At 72.6% G+C, this 18,181-nt stretch carries 16 protein-coding genes; 10 read left to right on the forward strand and 6 right to left on the reverse strand.

The annotated features are described in order from the left end of the window. On the reverse strand, positions 1-1,025 hold a 1,025-nt coding region (locus tag ACXJKA_RS19240; RefSeq protein ID WP_456826803.1), incomplete at its 3' end, for a glycosyltransferase. A gap of 203 nt (positions 1,026-1,228) precedes the next feature. On the opposite strand from ACXJKA_RS19240, the gene ACXJKA_RS19245 reads away from it, so the two are divergent. From ACXJKA_RS19245 to ACXJKA_RS19260, 4 genes are all read left to right on the forward strand, one after another. Then, complete coding sequence (locus tag ACXJKA_RS19245) at positions 1,229-2,233, forward strand: glycosyltransferase family 4 protein (protein ID WP_456826804.1); 1,005 nt, start codon at positions 1,229-1,231, stop codon at positions 2,231-2,233. Positions 2,234-2,330: 97 nt separating this feature from the next. Further along, on the forward strand, positions 2,331-2,594 hold the full coding sequence (locus ACXJKA_RS19250; protein ID WP_456826805.1) for a hypothetical protein: 264 nt from the start codon (positions 2,331-2,333) through the stop codon (positions 2,592-2,594). A gap of 61 nt (positions 2,595-2,655) precedes the next feature. Continuing rightward, positions 2,656-3,642: a magnesium transporter CorA family protein gene (locus ACXJKA_RS19255; RefSeq protein ID WP_456826806.1), complete on the forward strand. Its 987-nt coding sequence runs from the start codon at positions 2,656-2,658 to the stop codon at positions 3,640-3,642. A 113-nt stretch (positions 3,643-3,755) separates the two neighbouring features. Then, positions 3,756-5,603: a bifunctional metallophosphatase/5'-nucleotidase gene (locus tag ACXJKA_RS19260; protein WP_456826807.1), complete on the forward strand. Its 1,848-nt coding sequence runs from the start codon at positions 3,756-3,758 to the stop codon at positions 5,601-5,603. A gap of 50 nt (positions 5,604-5,653) precedes the next feature. On the opposite strand, the gene ppdK is transcribed toward ACXJKA_RS19260, so the two are convergent. Further along, positions 5,654-8,359 (reverse strand): pyruvate, phosphate dikinase, encoded by a 2,706-nt coding sequence (gene ppdK / locus ACXJKA_RS19265; protein WP_456826808.1) that lies wholly within the window; start codon positions 8,357-8,359, stop codon positions 5,654-5,656. Positions 8,360-8,480: 121 nt separating this feature from the next. On the opposite strand from ppdK, the gene ACXJKA_RS19270 reads away from it, so the two are divergent. Continuing rightward, a complete protein-coding gene (locus ACXJKA_RS19270) occupies positions 8,481-10,004 on the forward strand; it encodes a helix-turn-helix domain-containing protein (protein WP_456826809.1) in 1,524 nt (507 codons plus the stop codon). 4 nt (positions 10,005-10,008) lie between these two features. Further along, the gene (locus tag ACXJKA_RS19275) at positions 10,009-10,728 is read left to right on the forward strand and encodes a response regulator (RefSeq protein ID WP_456826810.1); all 720 of its coding nucleotides are present in this window, start codon (positions 10,009-10,011) and stop codon (positions 10,726-10,728) included. On the opposite strand, the gene ACXJKA_RS19280 is transcribed toward ACXJKA_RS19275, so the two are convergent. Further along, a complete protein-coding gene (locus ACXJKA_RS19280) occupies positions 10,664-11,218 on the reverse strand; it encodes a flavodoxin family protein (RefSeq protein WP_456826811.1) in 555 nt (184 codons plus the stop codon). The two genes, ACXJKA_RS19275 and ACXJKA_RS19280, sit on opposite strands and share 65 nt — an antisense overlap. Before the next feature lie 135 nt (positions 11,219-11,353). On the opposite strand from ACXJKA_RS19280, the gene ACXJKA_RS19285 reads away from it, so the two are divergent. Further along, positions 11,354-12,904 (forward strand): GAF domain-containing sensor histidine kinase, encoded by a 1,551-nt coding sequence (locus tag ACXJKA_RS19285; protein ID WP_456826812.1) that lies wholly within the window; start codon positions 11,354-11,356, stop codon positions 12,902-12,904. Between the two features lie 20 nt (positions 12,905-12,924). Here ACXJKA_RS19285 and ACXJKA_RS19290 read toward each other — a convergent pair whose 3' ends face one another. Further along, on the reverse strand, positions 12,925-13,800 hold the full coding sequence (locus ACXJKA_RS19290) for a universal stress protein (RefSeq protein WP_456826813.1): 876 nt from the start codon (positions 13,798-13,800) through the stop codon (positions 12,925-12,927). Between the two features lie 226 nt (positions 13,801-14,026). On the opposite strand from ACXJKA_RS19290, the gene ACXJKA_RS19295 reads away from it, so the two are divergent. Together ACXJKA_RS19295 and ACXJKA_RS19300 are read left to right on the forward strand one after the other, a co-directional pair. Next, complete coding sequence (locus ACXJKA_RS19295) at positions 14,027-14,611, forward strand: DoxX family protein (protein ID WP_456826814.1); 585 nt, start codon at positions 14,027-14,029, stop codon at positions 14,609-14,611. A 61-nt stretch (positions 14,612-14,672) separates the two neighbouring features. Then, positions 14,673-15,500, forward strand: a complete 828-nt coding sequence (locus tag ACXJKA_RS19300; protein ID WP_456826815.1) for an alpha/beta fold hydrolase — start codon at positions 14,673-14,675, stop codon at positions 15,498-15,500. On the opposite strand, the gene ACXJKA_RS19305 is transcribed toward ACXJKA_RS19300, so the two are convergent. Continuing rightward, complete coding sequence (locus ACXJKA_RS19305) at positions 15,469-16,194, reverse strand: esterase/lipase family protein (RefSeq protein ID WP_456826816.1); 726 nt, start codon at positions 16,192-16,194, stop codon at positions 15,469-15,471. The genes ACXJKA_RS19300 and ACXJKA_RS19305 overlap by 32 nt on opposite strands. Positions 16,195-16,283: 89 nt before the next feature. Here ACXJKA_RS19305 and ACXJKA_RS19310 point away from each other — a divergent pair, with 89 nt between their 5' ends. Then, positions 16,284-17,108 carry a bestrophin-like domain gene (locus tag ACXJKA_RS19310; protein WP_456826817.1) on the forward strand — a complete coding sequence of 275 codons (825 nt, stop codon included), beginning with the start codon at positions 16,284-16,286 and terminating at the stop codon, positions 17,106-17,108. Here ACXJKA_RS19310 and ACXJKA_RS19315 read toward each other — a convergent pair. After that, positions 17,071-18,181: ATP-dependent helicase C-terminal domain-containing protein (locus ACXJKA_RS19315; protein WP_456826818.1), on the reverse strand; the 1,111-nt coding region annotated here is incomplete at its 5' end. The two genes, ACXJKA_RS19310 and ACXJKA_RS19315, sit on opposite strands and share 38 nt — an antisense overlap.

An 18,181-nucleotide genomic window follows, 5' to 3' on the forward strand; every position in this document is an offset into this window, starting at 1 on the left:
GCCGCCATCGACGGCGCGAGGCCGGGCTCGGTGAGCACGCGCCGCAGCGCGTCGCGGATCGCGGCCGGGTCGCGGCGCGGCACCAGGATCCCCGCGCCCCCGGAGAGCAGCTCCACGGCGTGCGGGAACGCCGTGGAGACCACCGGCTTGCCCGCGACCACCGCTTCGGTCAGCACGCCCGACGTCACCTGGTCCGGCGAGTCGTACGGGAGGAGCACCACGTCCGCCGCGCGCACGATGCGCTGCAGCGTCGGGACGTCGAGGTACCGCGCGTCGAACTGCACCCTGCTGGCGAGGTCCAGCCGGTCGACCAGTCGTTCGAGCCGCCGGCGGTACGCCTCGCCGTCCCGTTCGAGGACCTTCGGGTGGGTCTGACCGACGATCCGGTAGGTCGGTCGCGGGCGCAGGTCGCCGAGCCCGGCGAGCGCCTCCAGCGCCCACTCGATGCCCTTGCCCTCGCCCAGCAGCCCCCAGGTCAGGATCGTGGGCGACGTGCGGGCCGGGGTGATCGTCTCGTCGTGCCCCCGGTCGTCCCGCGCGCCGTGCGCGATGACGACGACGGACGCGGGGTCCACGCCCCAGCCGGCGACGAGCCGCTGGCGCCCGGCCTCCGTCATCGTCACGGTGACCGACGACGCGGCCACGACCCGCGCGAGCACCTCGTGCTGGTGCGGCGTCGGGTGGGCCAGGACGGTGTGCAGGACGGTGATGACGGGGACGCGCACGCGCGCCAGGACGTCGAGGACGTCCTCGCCGTCGGCTCCGCCGAAGATGCCGTACTCGTGCTGGACCAGCGCGACGTCGCACGCGTTGAGCGCCGCCGCCGCGGCCCGCGCGCCGTCCGGTGCCCCGGTCACCAGCTGGTGGGACACCAAGGGCATCGGGGGCTGAAGCCTGTCGACGACGCGGACCACCGAGACGTCGGCGCCGGTGTCGACCAGGTGCGTGGCGAGCGCCGCCGAGAAGGTGGCCAGGCCGCACTGCGTGGGGGGAAAGGTGCTGAGGATGCCGAATCTGATGGCCATGGAGGCCCTTCGCGCTGGTGATGCTTCGCAGCGGAGTGCGCTACCGACCTCGGGCGGGGCCTGATCGACATCCCCGGGCGTCCTGGCCCGCCGGTCACGTCTCGGCCGGGCCTGGCACCGCCTCGCTAGGATACCAGTCGCGGTCGGCCCCCTTCCGGGACCTTCGATCGCCCCAGCCGTGGAGGCACCCCGTCAAGATCGCCGTGCTCGCCTCGATCGCCCACCGCACGCCGCCCCGCTCGTACGGGCCCTGGGAGCAGGTGGCCTCGACCCTGGCGGAGGGGCTGGTCGCCCGCGGGCACGAGGTCACGCTCTTCGCCACGGCCGACTCGCAGACGCGTGCGCGCCTGCACGCCGAGGCGCCGACGGGGTACGAGGAAGACCCGACGATCGACGTCAAGGTGTGCGAGTCGCTGCACATCGCGGCGGTGTTCGAGCGGGCGGCGCAGTTCGACGTGATCTCCAACCAGTTCGACTTCCTCCCGCTGACCTACAGCCGGCTCGTCGCGACGCCGGTGGTGACCACCGTCCACGGCTTCTCGTCGGAGAGGATCGTGCGGGTCTACCGCGCCTACGACGACGTCGCGCACTACGTGTCGATCAGCGACTCGGACCGTCACCCGGACCTCACCTACGCGGCGACCATCCACCACGGGCTCGACCTGGCGCAGTTCTCCCCCGGCCCGGGCGACGGCGGCTACCTCCTGTTCCTCGGCCGCATCCACCCCGACAAGGGCACCCACCTGGCGATCGGCGTCGCCCGCCGGGCCGGGATGCCGCTCGTCGTCGCCGGCGTGGTGCACGACGAGCCGTACTTCCGCTCGCTCGTCGAGCCCCACGTCGACGGGGACCGCGTGCGGTTCGTGGGGTCGGTCGGGCCCGTCGAGCGGGACGCGCTGCTCGGGGGGGCGGCGGCCCTGCTGCACCTGATCGACTTCGAGGAGCCCTTCGGGCTGTCGGTGGTGGAGGCGCTGGCCGCCGGGACACCCGTGATCGCCACCCCTCGGGGCTCGATGCCCGAGCTGGTCCGCGACGGGGTCACCGGCTTTCTCGTGCGCGACGCCGACCACGCCGTCGCCGCCATCGAGCGGCTGTCGACGATCGACCGGGCCGCCTGCCGCCGCGACGCCGAGACCCGCTTCAGCGCCGATCGCATGGTCGACGAGTACGAGGCGCTCTTCGGGCGGGTCGCGGCATCGAGTCGGTGACATCAGCGACGGGCGGGCGAGCCTCCGGAGACGCACACTGGGAGTGGCGCCGACCCGGCGCCGCGACGGTAGGCACGGCAAGACGAAGGAACACGTCATGACTCGCGAAGACGACACCGCGTTCGAGACCACCGAGGCGGCGAAGATCAAGGCCGACGGACTTCCTGGAGGGGTCGACGAGGTCGACCTGACCAGCGACGCGGAGAAGATCGAAGCCGACGGCCTCCGCGGCCCCGACGTCCCGGACGTGCACACGACCGAGGCCGAGAAGATCGAGGCCGACGGGGTCCGCGGGACGACCACCCAGACCTGGCACCACACCACCGAGGCAGAGCAGATCGAGTCGGACGACCTTCGCTGACCCCAGCGGCACCGTCCCGACGGCCCGGCATGATGGCGGCAGGGCAACCGGGAGGCCGATCGTGGACGTGCACCTCATCACCGACGACGACGGGGTGCGCGAGTGCGCCGTCGACGACCTCCCCGAGCTGCTCACGGGGCGGCACGGCATCGTCTGGGTCGACATCCCGCAGTGGTCGCCTCAGGCCGCCGAAGTCCTGACCACCGTGTTCGGGATGCACCCCCTCGCCGTGCACGACTGCGAGGTGCGCAACCGGCTGCCCAAGCTGCACGCCTACCCGAGCTCGCTTTTCCTCGTGCTGCACGCTCCCGAGCGCGGCGTCGGCGGACACGTCCACCACGTCGAGCTCGACCGGCTGATCGGCCCCCGCTTCCTGGTCACCGTGCACGGGCCGGTCAACCCCGCGGTCGCCCCCGACGTCCCCCTGCGCGACACCCGCGAGGTCCTCGAACGCATCCGGTCCGGCCGACTGAGGCCGCGCACCTCTTTCGACATCTCGCACGCCATCGTCTCGGCGCTCACGCGGCGCATGGAGAAGTTCGTCGAGGAGCTCACGGCCGACGTCTGGGAGCTCGAGCGGCGGGTCACCGACGGTGCGTACGACAACCCCGAGAAGTTCCTCGACCAGATGTTCCGGACGAGGCACGGCCTCCTGGCGGTGAAGACCATCGCCGCGCAGACCGCCGAGATCTACCGCCGCCTCGTGGGCCTCCCCCGCGCCGTGCCCGAGGAGAGCCGGCACCTCGTCTCAGACCTGGTCAACCAGTTCGACCGCATCGCGGGCCTGGCCGGCGAGGAGAAGGAGTACCTGCAGGGCGTCATCGAGTTCTACCGGACGCGCACCGAGACGAAGATGACCATCGCCGCCGAACGGCTCGCCGTGATCGCCGTGGTCACCCTGCCGATCACCGCCCTGGCGTCCGTCCTCGGCATGAACATGATCGTGAACAGCCACACCGTCCCGATCCCGTTGACCATCGCGCTCACCGTCATGGTCGCGATGTCCGCGGGCCTCCTGTGGTGGGCGAAGCGCCAAGGCTGGTGGTGAGCCGGCGTCAACGCGCCCGTCACCCGGCGGGGGTGTCAATGTCACTCGAAGCGGCTACCGTGCCCGGGGCACCGCAACCCGGTGCAGAACCGACAGCACGGGAGGACTCCGGCATGGGTATCAACGTCCTGCAGCACGGCAGAGGCAGGCTGGGCCTGAGGGCGGGCACGGTGGCGGCAGCCACGGTCCTCGTCGTCACCCTGGCCACACCGGCGATGGCCGGCAACGGGCACGGAAACGGCTCGAACGACTTCGAGCTGACCGTCATGGGAACCACGGACCTGCACGGCAACGCCCTGAACTGGGACTACTTCAAGAACGCGGAGTACGACGACAGCGCCCACAACGACGTGGGCCTGGCCAAGGTGTCGACGCTGGTGAACCAGGTCCGCGCGGACCGCGGGGACTCGAATACGCTCCTCATCGACGCGGGCGACACGATCCAGGGCACCTCGCTGGCCTACTACTTCGCCAAGATCCAGCCGATCTCGAACACGGTCGAGCACCCGATGGCGGCCGCCATGAACGCGATCGGCTACGACGCCGCCGCGGTGGGCAACCACGAGTTCAACTACGGCATCCCGTACCTGCGCACGTTCGAGAGCCAGCTCGACTTCCCGCTGCTCGCCGCGAACGCGCTCGACGACGGCACCGGCCAGCCGGCGTTCAAGCCCTACGTCATCAAGACCGTCAAGCCGGCCCACGGCAAGCCGATCCAGGTGGGCATCCTCGGCCTGACCAACCCCGGCATCGCGATCTGGGACAAGGCCAACGTCGAGGGCAAGATGCACTTCGACGGGCTGGTCGAGCAGGCCAAGCGGTACGTGCCGGAGATGAAGAGCAAGGGTGCCGACGTCGTCATCGTCGCCGCGCACTCGGGCGCCGACACCTCCTCGTCGTACGGCGACACGCTGCCGTTCCCCGAGAACGCCTCGACCCTGGTGGCGCAGCAGGTGCCCGGCATCGACGCGATCCTCGTCGGCCACGCGCACCAGGAGATCGCGTCCCGGACCGTCACCAACGTGGCCACCGGCAAGCCGGTCGTGCTGTCGGAGCCGCTGAAGTGGGGTGAGCGGCTGTCGGTGTTCGACATCGACCTGTCCTTCGCCAGCGGCCGCTGGACCGTGCAGTCGGTGGGCGCCAAGGTGCTCAACTCGAACACGGTCGCCGAGGACCCGAAGATCGTCAGCCTGCTCCAGGCGGACCACGAGAAGGTCGTCGACTACGTCAACGGCGTCATCGGCACGTCGACCGAGGCCATGTCGGCCGCGACGGCGCGCTACGAGGACACGGCGGCGCTCGACTTCATCAACTACGTCCAGGCCGGGGCGGTGAAGGCCGAGCTCACGGGCGCCGACGCCGCGCTGCCGGTGCTGTCCATCGCGGCACCGTTCAACAAGGACGCCGCCATCCCGCAGGGCGACGTCTCGGTGCGCGACATCGCCGGGCTGTACATCTACGACAACACGCTCCTGGGCATCAAGCTCACGGGCGCTCAGGTGAAGGCCTACCTGGAGAAGTCGGCGGAGTACTTCAAGGCGGCACCGACCCCCGGCACCTATGCGGCCGCAGCGCTCACCAACGCGGTGACGCCGACCGCGCCGACCGGGACGCCGGACTACAACTACGACGTCATGGGCGGGCTCGACCAGCCGCTGACCTACGACATCGACCTGGCGCAGCCCGTCGGCAGCCGGATCACCGGCCTCGCCTACGGCGGCGTCCCGGTCACCGACACCCAGGTGTTCGTCGTCGCGATCAACAACTACCGGCAGTCGGGTGGTGGCAACTTCCCGGGCGTGGTCGGCGCCCCGGTCGTCTACAACCGGCAGGTGGAGATCCGGCAGCTGCTCATCGACTGGGTGAGCGCCAACCAGGTGGTGGACCCGACGGTGTTCTCGTCGACCAACCCCGACTGGCAGCTGACGTCCGGCGGCACGCCGCTGACCGTCACGCCGTAGCACCACGCGCACGGGCGCCGCGCTCCCKGGAGCGCGGCGCCCGTGTTGTCTCAGGCGGCGTTCCGGCTCGAGAACACCGCCGCGCGGCCGGCCTCGAGACGGGCGATCGGCACGCGGAACGGCGAGCAGGACACGTAGTCCAGCCCCACGTCGTGGAAGAAGTGGATCGACTCGGGGTCTCCCCCGTGCTCGCCGCAGACCCCCAGGTGCAGCCCGGGCTTGGTCGCACGCCCGCCCTCGACCCCGGCCCGCACCAGCGCGCCGACGCCGTCCGCGTCGAGCGTCTCGAACGGGGAGATCGTCAGCACCCCGTTCTGCAGGTAGTCGGCGAAGAACGCCCGCTCGACGTCGTCGCGCGAGAACCCCCACGTGGTCTGCGTGAGGTCGTTGGTGCCGAACGAGAAGAAGTCGGCCTCCTCGGCGATGCGGTGCGCGGTCAGGGCCGCCCGCGGCAGCTCGATCATGCAACCGATCGGGACGTCGAGCGGGATGCCCGACGCCTCCGCGACCTCGGCCAGCACGCGCTCGGCCTCCTCGCGCACCAGCTGCAGCTCCCGGACGGAGCCGACGAGGGGCACCATGATCTCCGGCCGCGGGTCGAGCCCGGCCTGGCGCAGCTGCACGGTCGCCTCGGCGATCGCCCGCACCTGCAGGGCGAACAGGCCCGGCAGCGTCAGCCCGAGGCGGACGCCGCGCAGCCCCAGCATCGGGTTCTGCTCGTGCATCCGGCGGACGGCGGCGAGGAGCGCCACCTCCTGCGGGTCGGGCTCCGCGGCCACGGCCACCCGCACCGCCAGCTCCGTGAGGTCGGGCAGGAACTCGTGCAGCGGCGGGTCGATGAGCCGGATGGTCGTCGGCAACCCGTCCATCGCCTCGAGCAGGCCGGCGAAGTCGTCGCGCTGCATCGGGAGCAGCGCGTCGAGCGCCGCCTGCCGGGCGTCGTCGGTGTCCGCCAGCACGAGGCGCTCGATGTACTGGCGCCGCTCGCCCAGGAACTGGTGCTCGGTGCGGCACAGCCCGACCCCCTGGGCACCCCGGTCCCGCGCGCGCCGGGCGTCGAGGGCCGTGTCGGCGTTGGTGCGCACCTGCAGCCGGCGCACCGAGTCGGCGTGGCGCAGCACGCGGTCGACCGAGGTTACGAGCGCGCGGGCCTCCGGGTCCCGCGCCGCGGCGAGGCCGGCGTCGAGACCGTCCGAGACGTAGACCATGACCGGCGAGTCGACCACCGGTACCTCGCCCCGGAACACCTCGCCCGTGGCGCCGTCGATCGCGATGGTGTCCCCCGCTCGCAGCACCTGGTCGCGGACGCGCACCTCGCCGCGCGCCTGGTCCACGGACAGCTCCTCGGCGCCGACGACCGCGCACGTGCCCATGCCGCGGGCGACCACCGCGGCGTGCGACGTCTTGCCGCCGCGCGCCGTCAGCACGCCGTCGGCGACGATCATGCCCTGCAGGTCGTCCGGGTTGGTCTCCCGCCGGACCAGGATCACGTGGGCGCCCGCGGCGGTCCGCTCGAGGGCCTGAGCGTTGTCCAGGACGATCTCGCCGACCGCGGCCCCCGGCGAGGCGGGCATCCCGCGGGTCAGCAGCTGCTCCGCCGTGCTCGCGTCGCCCGCGTCGAACTGCGGGAACAGCAGCTGGCTCAGCTTGTCGCCGGTGCACCGCGTGATCGCCTCGTCCATCGTGATGAGGCTCTCGTCGACCAGCTCGGTGGCGATCCGGAACGCGGCGGCGGCCGTCCGCTTGCCCACCCGGGTCTGCAGCAGCCAGAGCTTGCCGCGCTCGATGGTGAACTCGATGTCGCACAGGTCGCGGAAGTGGGTCTCGAGGCGCCGCATCGCGTGGAGCAGCGCGTCGTACGACGCCGGGTCCAGCAGCGCCAGCTCCGCGAGGGGCAGCGTGTTGCGGATGCCGGCGACCACGTCCTCGCCCTGCGCGTTGGGCAGGTAGTCGCCGTAGACGCCCGTCTCACCCGTCGAGGGATCCCGCGTGAAGCAGACGCCCGTGCCGGACGTCTCGCCGAGGTTGCCGAACACCATGCTCACCACGTTGACGGCGGTCCCGAGGTCGTGCGGGATGCGCTCGCGGCGCCGGTAGAGCCGCGCGCGGTCCGTGTTCCACGAGTCGAGGACGGCCTCGATGGCCAGGTCGAGCTGCTCGCGCGGGTGCTGGGGGAACTCGCGGCCCGTCCGATCGACGACGATCTCCTTGAACGTCTGCACGAGCACGCGCAGGTCCTGCGCCGACAGGTCCACGTCGCTGGCCGCGCCCACCGCCGCCTTGCGCTCGTCGAGCGCCGCCGCGAACAGCTCGCCGTCGATCCCCAGGACCGTCTTGCCAAACATCTGGATCAGGCGCCGGTAGGAGTCCCAGGCGAACCGTTCGTCGCCCGAGAACTCGGTCAGCCCCTTCACGGACGCGTCGTTGAGCCCGATGTTGAGGACCGTCTCCATCATCCCCGGCATGGAGAACTTGGCCCCGGACCGGACGGAGACCAGCAGCGGCTCGTGGAAGTCCCCCAGCCGCCGTCCGAGCGTGTCCTCGATCTCCCGGACGGCCAGCGTCACCTCGACCCGGAGCTCGGGCGGGACGTGCCCGTCCCGCATGTAGGCGCGGCACGCCTCGGTGGTGATGGTGAACCCCGGCGGGACGGGCAGGTCGAGGTTGGTCATCTCCGCGAGGTTGGCGCCCTTGCCGCCCAGCAGGTCCTTCTGGTCCTTGTCGCCGTCGCGGAACCGGGAGACGTAGCGGGCCATGGGGCACTCCTGTCGTCGGATGCGGGGATTTCCCACTTCCTCCAGCATCCGGCGACTATGGGGACGAATTCAACGGTGTGCGGTCGACAAGATCCGGACTTCTTGCCCTACTGTCAACGCCATGACGACGAGCTCCCCCCGCCCCGTCATCGACCTGCCCGCCGATCCTCGGGGGTCCACGGCGACGGGCAGCCAGCTGCTCATGCTCGGCCGCCGCATCCGGCACGCACGGACGGAGCGCGGGCTGACGCTCGACGAGCTCGGTCGGCAGGTGGGCAGCACGGCGAGCCAGCTGTCCCTCGTCGAGAACGGCCGACGCGAACCGCGCCTGAGCCTGCTGCAGTCCCTCGCATCGGCGCTGGGCACGACGACCACCGACCTTCTGGACACCGCGCCGCCGTCGCGTCGCGCCGCCCTCGAGATCGAGCTCGACCGGTCCCAGGGCTCCGGCGCCTACGCCGCGCTCGGCCTGCCGACCGTCCGCCCGGCCAAGAACCTGCCGACGGAGGCGCTCGAGGCGCTCGTGGGTCTGCACCGCGAGTTGGCCCGCCGCGAGGACGCCGCCATCGCGACCCCTCAGGAGGCGCGCCGGGCGACCACCGCGCTGCGGCTCTGGATGCGCGAGCGCAACAACCACCTCCCGGAGATCGAGGAGGCCGCCGAGGACCTCGTGCGGCGCGCCGGCTACACGACGGGCGCCCTCACGCACAGCGCGGTCGCCCAGATGGCTGAGGACCTCGGGTTCTCGCTGCTCCACGTCGACGACCTGCCGCACTCGACGCGCACGGTCACCGACCTCGCCAACGGCCGCATCTACCTGCCGCCGGCGTCGATCCCCGGCGGCCACGGCCTGCGCTCACTCGCGCTGCAGGCGATCGCCCACCGGGTGCTCGCGCACTCCACGCCGCGCAGCTACGCCGACTTCCTGCGCCAGCGGGTGGAGATCACCTACTTCGCGGCCGCGTGCCTGATGCCGCGTACGGCGGCGGTCGCGCACCTCGAGGGGGCCAAGCGGCGCAAGGAGCTGGCGGTCGAGGACTTCCGCGACGCGTTCGGCGTCACGCACGAGGCCGCCGCGCAGCGCCTCACCAACCTGCTCACCGAGCACCTCGACATTCGCCTGCACTTTCTGCGCGTCGCCGACGACGGCACGCTGTTCAAGGGCTACGAGAACGACTCCGTCCGCTTCCCCATGGACGGCACGGGCGCGATCGAGGGCCAGGTGGTGTGCCGCGAGTGGGCAGCGCGGTCGGCGTTCACGCGACGGAACAGGGCCACGGAGTACTACCAGTACACCGACACCCCCGAGGGCACGTTCTGGTGCACCACCCAGACCGGGTCGACCTCGGCCGGCGGCTTCTCCATCACGGTGGGCGTGCCGTTCTCCGCGGCCAAGTGGTTCCGCGGCCGGGACACCTCGACCCGGCGCGAGTCGCGCTGCCCCGACCCGTCGTGCTGCCGGCAGGCGGACCCGGCGCTCGCCGCGCGGTGGGCCCCGCACGCCTGGCCGAGCGCCGCGGTGCACGCCCACGTGCTCTCCCCGCTGCCCACCGGGTCGTTCCCCGGTGTCGAGGACGCCGAGGTGTACGCGTTCCTGGAACGGCACGCCGTGGGTCACGCACCTGCCTCGACGGGTGCACAGTGACTTCATGGCCGAGATCCGGGTGTTCGTGCTGGACGACCACGAGGTGGTGCGCCAAGGGCTGCAGCGCCTGATCGACGCCGACCCCGACATGACGGTGGTCGGCGAGGCGGCCACCGCGCACGAGGCCCTCGCCCGGGTCCCGCACGCCGACGCCGACGTCGCGCTCCTCGACGTGCGGCTGCCCGACGGCAGCGGTGTCGAGGTCTGCCGGGAGCTGGCCTCGTCGGCCCCACGGGTCCGCTGCCTCATGCTCACGTCGTACGAGGACGACGAGGCGCTCCTCGCCGCGATCACCGCCGGCGCGGCCGGCTACGTGCTCAAGGAGATCCGCGGGCCCCAGCTCCTCGACTCGATCCGGCTCGTCGCCGCCGGGCGGGACCTGCTCGATCCCGCCACCACCGGTCGCGTCCTCGAACGACTGCGCGAGTCACACCGGCACGACGCCCGGCTCGACCTGCTCACCGCGCAGGAGAGCGCCGTGCTCGACCTCATCGGTGAGGGGCTGACGAACCGCGAGATCGCCGACCGCATGTTCCTGGCGGAGAAGACCGTGAAGAACTACATCTCGAGCCTGCTGGCGAAGCTCGAGGTGCGAGGACGGACGCAGGCGGCGCTGTTCATCGCTGAGCAGCACCGCCTGCACCCGGAGCCCACGGGCCTCAGTGAGCCGTCGCCCGGAGCTGACCGGGGTCGGTCGGACGCAGGCCCAGCAGCAGGCCGGTGAGGCCGACGCCCCAGGCCCGCGCCCGGTCGAGCTCGCCGTCGCGCAACGGTCCCTTGATCCCCGTGACCCAGAAGCTCTCGGCCTCCGCCGCCACCTGGAACCCGGCGCGGCTCAGCACCCGCCAGGCGCCGACCGCAGCTGAGCCGGGCACGTGCGGGCTGTGGATCCGCGTGTCGAACGTGGCGGCGTGAACCGGCCGGTCGGGCGCCTCGAGCGACGAGAGCCACTCGCGCACGCCGATCGTCGCGTCGGCAGCCGTCGCGCCGGCCTGCACCTGCGCATCGGCCCGCGTGGCCGGCCTGCTCATGCCGAAGGCCTGCGTCGGCGCGCCGACCACCAAGAGCTCGAGCTCCGGCGGCAGCCGCAGCGGTGCCGCCCCGACCTCGAGGAGCGCGACGTCCGGAATCCGGCTGAACATCCCCTCCCACACGGCCTGCGCCACCCGACCCGTGTTCCCGAACGACGACTCGTACACCACCAGTGCCCGCATCGTCCCCACCTCCTCGTGCGTCTCGTCCGTTGTGTCTGTCTCTGTGGCTCCAGCATTCGTCGGCACAGACGTGCTGCCCAGGGCCGAAGGGCCCTGGTGCGCCGTGGGTACGCGCGGCGCACCTATGCTCCGTGCATGCGGCCGGACGGGAGGACCACGGAGCACGACGACCGGCTCGAGGAGCTGCTGGGCGCGCTCGTGTCCGTGTCCGAGGAGCTCGACATCGCGACGGTGCTCGAGCGGCTCGTCGCGGCCGGGTGCCGGCTGACGGGCGCCCGCTACGGCGCCCTCGGCGTGCTCGGCGAGCACGGCGGGCTGCAGGAGTTCGTGCACCAGGGCATCGATCAGGAGACGGCCCGGCTGATCGGTCACCTGCCGGAGGGCAAGGGGGTCCTCGGGCACGTCGTGACCAGCCCGCACCCGCTGCGCCTGCACGACCTCGCGGACCACCCCTCGTCGGTCGGCTTCCCCGCGCACCACCCCCCGATGCACACGTTCCTCGGGGTCCCGGTGCGCGCCCGAGGAGCGGTGTTCGGCAACCTCTACCTGACCGACAAGGTGGACGCCGAGGGCGCGAGCGTCGACTTCACGGCGCGTGACGAGCAGGTCGCCGTCGCCCTGGCCGCGACCGCCGGCGTGGCGCTCGGTCACGCGCGCGCCTACCGCCAGGCGCGGGACCACGAGCTGTGGCTCGAGACGGCGGCGGCCACCACGGCAGTGCTCACCGGTGGTCTGCCGGCGGACGAGGCCGTGCAGGCGGTGCTCACCCTCGTGCGCGAGCGCGCGCAGGCAGCGACGTCGACCCTGTACGGGCTCGCCGACGATCTGCCGCCGGCCCTCGCGGGGGACCTCACGGGCCGGTCGCCGGCCCTGCGCCGGGCCGACGGCACCGATGTCGACCAGCCCGGGCCGACCTGGGTGCTCACACTCCCCCTGCGCAGCGGCGAGCGCTGGGTGGGTGGGCTGGCGATCTTCTGGCCGGAGGCGGGGTCGTCCGGCCCGCAGCTGGACCTGCCCAGCCTCGTGGGCTTCGGCGAGCAGCTGGCGCTCGCCCTCGACGTGGCGGACGCGCAGGCCGACCGCGCGCGGCTCGCCGTGCTGGAGGAGCGCGAGCGGATCGCCCGAGACCTGCACGACATGGTCATCCAGCGGCTGTTCGCCATCGGGCTCGACGTGCAGGGCGCCGCCCAGGACGCCGTGCGCCCCGAGGTCGCACGACGGCTGGAGGGCGCGGTCGACGACCTCGACGAGACCATCAAGGACGTGCGCACGACCATCTTCCGGCTCGGCGCCCGGGGCGGCGCCACCGGCACGGGCCTGCGACACCGCATCGACGCCGAGGTGGTGAACGCGCGCCAGGGCTTGGGCTTCCTGCCGCGCCTGCGCACCGACGGCGTCACCGCGACCGTCCCGGACGACATCGCCGAGGATGCCGTCGCCGTGGTCCGCGAGGCCCTGGCCAACGTCGCGCGGCACGCCCACGCCCACGAGGTGGTCGTCCGCATCGAGGTCGGGCTCGACCTGCTGGTCGAGGTGCAGGACGACGGCGTCGGGATGCCGACCGTCGCCGCCCGCAGCGGTCTGGCGAACCTCGAGCAGCGCGCGACCCGCCGCGGCGGGGCGCTCCGCGTGGTCGCGCTGGACCAGGGCGGCACCCACCTCCAGTGGTCGGTGCCGCTGGGCTGAGCCCGCCGCGCGCGCTCCGCTCAGCCCTGGTCGTGCACCACGAGCACCGGGCCGGTGGCCTCCCGCACGACCGCGCTGCTGATCGAGCCGAGCAGCATGCCGCGGAAGCCTCCGAGGCCGCGCGATCCGACGACCAGCAGGGCGGCGCCACGTCCGAGGCCGACGAGGGCGTCGGCAGGGTGCTCGTCCACGAGGTCCAGCCGGACGTCCAGGCCGGCGTTCTCCTCCCGGAGCGTGTCGGCCACCACCCGGGCGGCCTTGTGGGTCGGGTCGCTCTCGTCGCTGGTCGCCAGCGGCGGCACGCTGCCGGTGCCGAACGGGTCCGGGATCGTCGGGCGGGCGTGCACGACGACGAGCGGCCGTCCACGCATCCACGCCTCGTGCKCCGCGACGTGCGCGGCGGCCAGCGAGGCCGACGACCCGTCGACCCCGACGACGACGGGCGCGTCCGGCTGCAGGGGGTGTCCGGCGTCGGCACGGATCACGGCGACGGCGCAGCGCGCGTGGGCGGCGAGGTGCGAGCCCGTGGCCCCGGTCCGGGATCGGCCGTACCGGGGGCGTGCACCGACGACGAGCAGCTGGGCGTCCGTGCTCAGCTGACGCAGGGCCGGGACGACCTTGCCCCGGAGCACCCGGACCCGGACCGTCACACCGGGGTGGAGCTCGCGGACGCGCACGCGCTGCTCCGTGAGGTACTCCTCGACCTCGGCGCCGAGGTCCACTCTGTCGATGACGGGGTACCAGCTCCACGCCATCGCCTGCCAGTCGTCGTCGACCACCCGGGCGAGCACGACGTCGGCGCCTCGCCGCACCGCTTCCGCGACGCCCCACTCCAGGGTGTGCGCACTGTGGGGTGAGCCGTCGAGGGCTACGACCACCGGTCCGTCGGTACGCATGAGATGCCTCCTCGCTCCTCGCGCGTGGCTCGGCGTCCGCCGGTCCGCACCCCTCCAGCGTCGACCGAGGGCGGCCCGACGTCCCGGGACCTCGGTCCCTGATCGGCGCGGCCCACGCGGGACCTTCGGCCCTGGGTACAACGGCCCGGGCGGAGCAGCGTGGCGCCAACGGAGCCCGACCAACCCGGTCCCGATCGCGGGACCTTGCACGGAGGAGAGAATCGCCATGGCCACCATCCATCCCGAGACCACGACATCGACGCACCCGGCCGTGCTGGTCGAGGACGACGTCGTCACGACCGCGACGGGCCGCCGCTGGCTCGCCGTCACGAGGCTCGCCACGGGCTTCATCTTCCTGTGGGCGTTCCTCGACAAGGCGTTCGGGCTGCACTACAGCACCGGCGCCGCCGTGGCGGAGGGAGACCCGAGCCTCGCCTGGATCAACGGGGGCGCCCCGAGCCAGGGCTTCATGCAGTTCGGCGCCATCGGCCCGTTCAAGGACACCTTCGCCTCGATGGCGAGCGTCGGGACCGACTGGCTCTTCATGCTCTGCATGCTCGGAGTCGGTGTCGCCGTCATGCTCGGCATCGGCCTGCGGGTCTCCGCTGTCGCGGGATCGCTCACCATGGCCCTCATGTGGATCGCCGAATGGCCCCTCCTGCAGGGCTCGAACAACCCGCTGGTCGACTACCACATCATCTACGCGCTCGCACTGATCCTGTGCGCGACCCTCCTCGCCGGAGACACCTGGGGCCTCGGCCGCCGGTGGGCGCGGATCCCCGTGGTGCAGCGGTTCGGCTGGCTGCGCTGACGGGACGACACGATCAGAGCGGCGTCTCGCCTACGAGCCGCCGCTCTGACACGATCTGCGGGTGGTGGACACTGACCCCGGATGGACCGAGAGCACACTCGACGTGGAAGGCCACAAGGTCTTCTACAGACTGAGCCCCGCCGTGCCGGGCGCCCTGCCGATCGTGCACGTGCACGGGTTCGGCATCTCGGGCACCTACCTGATGCCGACGGCCCGCCTGCTCGCCGAGCGGGCCACCAACGTGGTGCCGGACCTGCCGGGTTACGGCAAGAGCGAACGATGGGGCTACACGCTCGGCATTCCCGCGCTGGCGGTCGCCCTCCTGAAGATGCTCGACGACTTCGGGCTGGAGAAGGTCGTCCTGGTGGGCAACTCGATGGGGTGCCCGGTGAGCCTCGAGCTGGCGCACGCCGCGCCGGACCGGGTGGATCGGCTCGTGCTCGTCTCACCCGCGGGCGGGGTGCACAACCAGGGGCTCGGCAAGGCGATCAGGCAGCTGGCGAGGGACGGCGCGCGCGAGAGCCCGCGGATGGCGCGGGTGGCCGTCCCGGACTACTTCAAGTTCGGGCCGATCAACACGTGGAACACGTTCGCCGAGCTCACCCGGTTCCCGTCCCTCGAGCGGCTGCTCAAGGCGACCGTGCCCACCCTGGTCGTCATCGGGAGCAAGGACCCGCTGATGGCGCCGCCGCACCGCGTGCGGGAGATCGCCCGCCTCGCCGGCCCGCAGATCACCGTCGCCCTGATCGAGGGCGCCGCCCACGCGATCAACTTCAGCCACCCCGGCGAGCTGTCGCACGTGATCGGGTCCTGGCTCGACGGCGTCGAGATCGTCGACGACCCCGACTCCCCCGGGTTCACCCGCGTGCTGCAGCTTCCCCGGGGCTGAGGAGCCGCTCCAGCAGGAGCTCGTGCAGCGCCGGGTCCGCCAGCGGGCGAAAGTGCCCCGGCGTCGTCAACACCACGTCCTGGGCGCCGTCGAGTGCGCTCCCCGCGGGGATGTGCGGGTCCCAGTTGCTGTACACCGACGTGATCCGGGCGTTCACGTCGCGCTCGCCGGCGAGCGCCACGATCGTCGCGTCGCTCGGGATGAAGGCGCGCACCGACGGGGCGAGGAACCAGCGCGCGTAGGCAGAGCCGGAGAACGGCGTGTTGACGGCGATCATCGAGTCGATCCGCCCGTCGGGGTCCTGCCGCAGCATGGCCAGCTTGCCGATGAGGCCGCCCTTGCTGTGCGCCACGAGGACGGCGTCCCGCAGGTCGTGGGTCACGAGGTACTGCCCGAGCACCTCTGCCCCCTGCGACACCGGCCGCCGGTTGTTGCGCAGGTCCGGCAGCACGTGGACGCGCACGCCGTGCTCGTGCAGGAACGTGGCGATCGGTAGGAGGAAGTGCCACGACTCGTACACGCCGGGCAGCAGCACGACCGGCGGCCCGACCGGCCGCTCGGGGTTGCGCAGGTGCTCGGGGTCGACGCGCGAGACGAGGCCCTGGGCCTGCCAGCGGACGACCGCGGCATAGTCGCGGGCGCGCCACCAGGACTGACGCAGCAGACCAGCGGGCGGCGGCGACGGATCGGGCATGCGGTCATCGTCGCGCACGATCGCTCGCCCTGCGCCCGATCTGGCCCCTATGTTGAGCGGGTGCAGCAGACCGACCCCCACGAGACCGCGTGAACATCGTCGTCGGCGCGATCATCACGATCGGCGTCACCGCGCTCACCGTCACGGCGATGCTCCTGGTCAGGCGACGCGCGCCGGAGGGAAGCTACTTCAGCGACGGGGACCGCGCCTCGGGGGTCTTCGGGGTGCTGGCCACCGGCTTCTCGGTGCTCCTCGGCTTCATCATCTTCCTGGCGTTCCAGTCCTACGACGAGGCCCGCTCCGGAGCGGAGACCGAGGCGGTGATCGTCGCCCAGCAGGTGCAGACCGCCCAGTACCTCCCGGACGATCTGCGCGACGAGCTCACCGGTCAGCTGGTCTGCTACGCCCGGGCGGTCGTGGGCGTCGAGTGGCCGAAGATGCAGTCGGGGACGCTCGGCGACGCGTTCAACCCGTGGGCCGTCGGCCTGTTCCGCACGGTCCACCCGTTCGAACCCCAGACCGACGTCGAGCAGTCGGCCTACGACCGGTGGATGGACCAGACCGCCCAGCGCGAGCAGGCCCGCATCGACCGCGTCCACGGCGCCGAGGGGCTGATCCCGCTCCCCCTGTGGCTCGTGCTCTTCCTGATCTCGGCCGTGATCTTCGTGTACGTGCTGTTCTTCGCGGACTCGTCCGAGGGAGTCGTGACCCAGGGGCTCCTGATGGGCAGTGTCACGGTGGTCATCACCCTGTTGCTCCTGCTGCTCGCGTTCTTCGACCATCCGCACGGCGACGACGTGGGCAAGCTGGAGCCGGTGGCGATGGAGCGGACCCTGCGTCTGGTCGACGCGGAGCTCGACGAGCTGCAGCTCGACGTCACGATTCCGTGCGACGCCGAGGGCCGGGCCGGCTGACTCCGCGCACCGGCGCCGCCGCGAGCGGGTCGTCGGGCCACGCGTGCTTCGGGTACCTGCCGCGCAGCTCGGCGCGGACCTGCGGGTAGCCGGTCCGCCAGAACGACTCGAGGTCCGCGGTGACGGCGGCCGGACGTCCCGCCGGGGACAGCAGGTGCAGCAGGACCGGCACCCGCCCGTCGGCCAGGCGGGGCGTGGCGCGCCACCCGAACGTCTCCTGCAGCCGCACGGCCAGCACCGGCTGGTCCCCGGTGTAGTCGACGCGCACGCTCGAGCCGCTGGGCACCGCGAGGTGCTCGGGGGCGAGCTCGTCGAACCGCGCGGCGTCGGGCCACGGCAACAGCCTGCGCAACGCCTGGAGGACGTCGACTCGTGGCAGGTCCCGCGGCCCACGGACCCCCGAGAGGTCCAGCCAGGCGTCCTGGTCCGCGAGCAGGGCCTCGTCGGACACGTCGGGCCACGGCGAGCCCAGTGCCGCGTGCAGGAAGGCGAGCCGACGGCGCAGCGCGGTGGCCGCCTCGGACCAGCGCAGCATCGACAGCCCCTCGCGCGCGAGACCGTCGTGCACCGCCGCCAGGACGAGCTCGCGGGGCGGGTCGGTGAGCGGCACCGACGTCAGCTCGATCGCGCCGAGCCGGCGCACCCGCCGGGCGACGACCGCGCCCTGCGCCCAGGCGACCGTCTCCTCGTCGCGGAGCAGGGCGGGCGCCGCCTCGGTGGCCAGGTCGAGGTCGAGCGGCGCCGCGGACCGGATCGTCGCGTCGCGGCGGCCGGCACCACGGTCGGCGTCCGCGACGGCCAGCCACGGCAGGCCGACGAGGGCCGATCCCGGCGGCAGCGCGGCTCCGGTGCCGGACGTCATGAGGTAGGCGGAGCCGCCCGGGCGGAGCCGCGCGATGCGGTCGGGGTGCGCGAGCGCGACGACGAGGCCGACGGCCAGGTCGTCGGTGAGGTTGTCGACGGGCCCGCCGGGTGGCACGGACGACGTGAGCCTCGCGACCTGCGCGCGCCCCGACGACCTGGCCGTCGGCCTCGTCGTCGCGCTCGCGCACCCAGACCGCATCGCGCGGCTC

It is taken from the genome of Cellulomonas sp. P5_E12 (assembly GCF_054049315.1).

What these genes read in the sequence shown, in the direction of transcription:
- ACXJKA_RS19250 (WP_456826805.1), top strand. Translation starts at nt 2,331, where the DNA reads ATGACTCGCGAAGACGACACCGCGTTCGAGACCACCGAGGCGGCGAAG.
- ACXJKA_RS19260 (WP_456826807.1), top strand. Translation starts at nt 3,756, where the DNA reads ATGGGTATCAACGTCCTGCAGCACGGCAGAGGCAGGCTGGGCCTGAGG.
- ppdK (WP_456826808.1), bottom strand. Translation starts at nt 8,359, where the DNA reads ATGGCCCGCTACGTCTCCCGGTTCCGCGACGGCGACAAGGACCAGAAG.
- ACXJKA_RS19270 (WP_456826809.1), top strand. Translation starts at nt 8,481, where the DNA reads ATGACGACGAGCTCCCCCCGCCCCGTCATCGACCTGCCCGCCGATCCT.
- ACXJKA_RS19275 (WP_456826810.1), top strand. Translation starts at nt 10,009, where the DNA reads ATGGCCGAGATCCGGGTGTTCGTGCTGGACGACCACGAGGTGGTGCGC.
- ACXJKA_RS19280 (WP_456826811.1), bottom strand. Translation starts at nt 11,218, where the DNA reads ATGCGGGCACTGGTGGTGTACGAGTCGTCGTTCGGGAACACGGGTCGG.
- ACXJKA_RS19285 (WP_456826812.1), top strand. Translation starts at nt 11,354, where the DNA reads ATGCGGCCGGACGGGAGGACCACGGAGCACGACGACCGGCTCGAGGAG.
- ACXJKA_RS19295 (WP_456826814.1), top strand. Translation starts at nt 14,027, where the DNA reads ATGGCCACCATCCATCCCGAGACCACGACATCGACGCACCCGGCCGTG.
- ACXJKA_RS19305 (WP_456826816.1), bottom strand. Translation starts at nt 16,194, where the DNA reads ATGCCCGATCCGTCGCCGCCGCCCGCTGGTCTGCTGCGTCAGTCCTGG.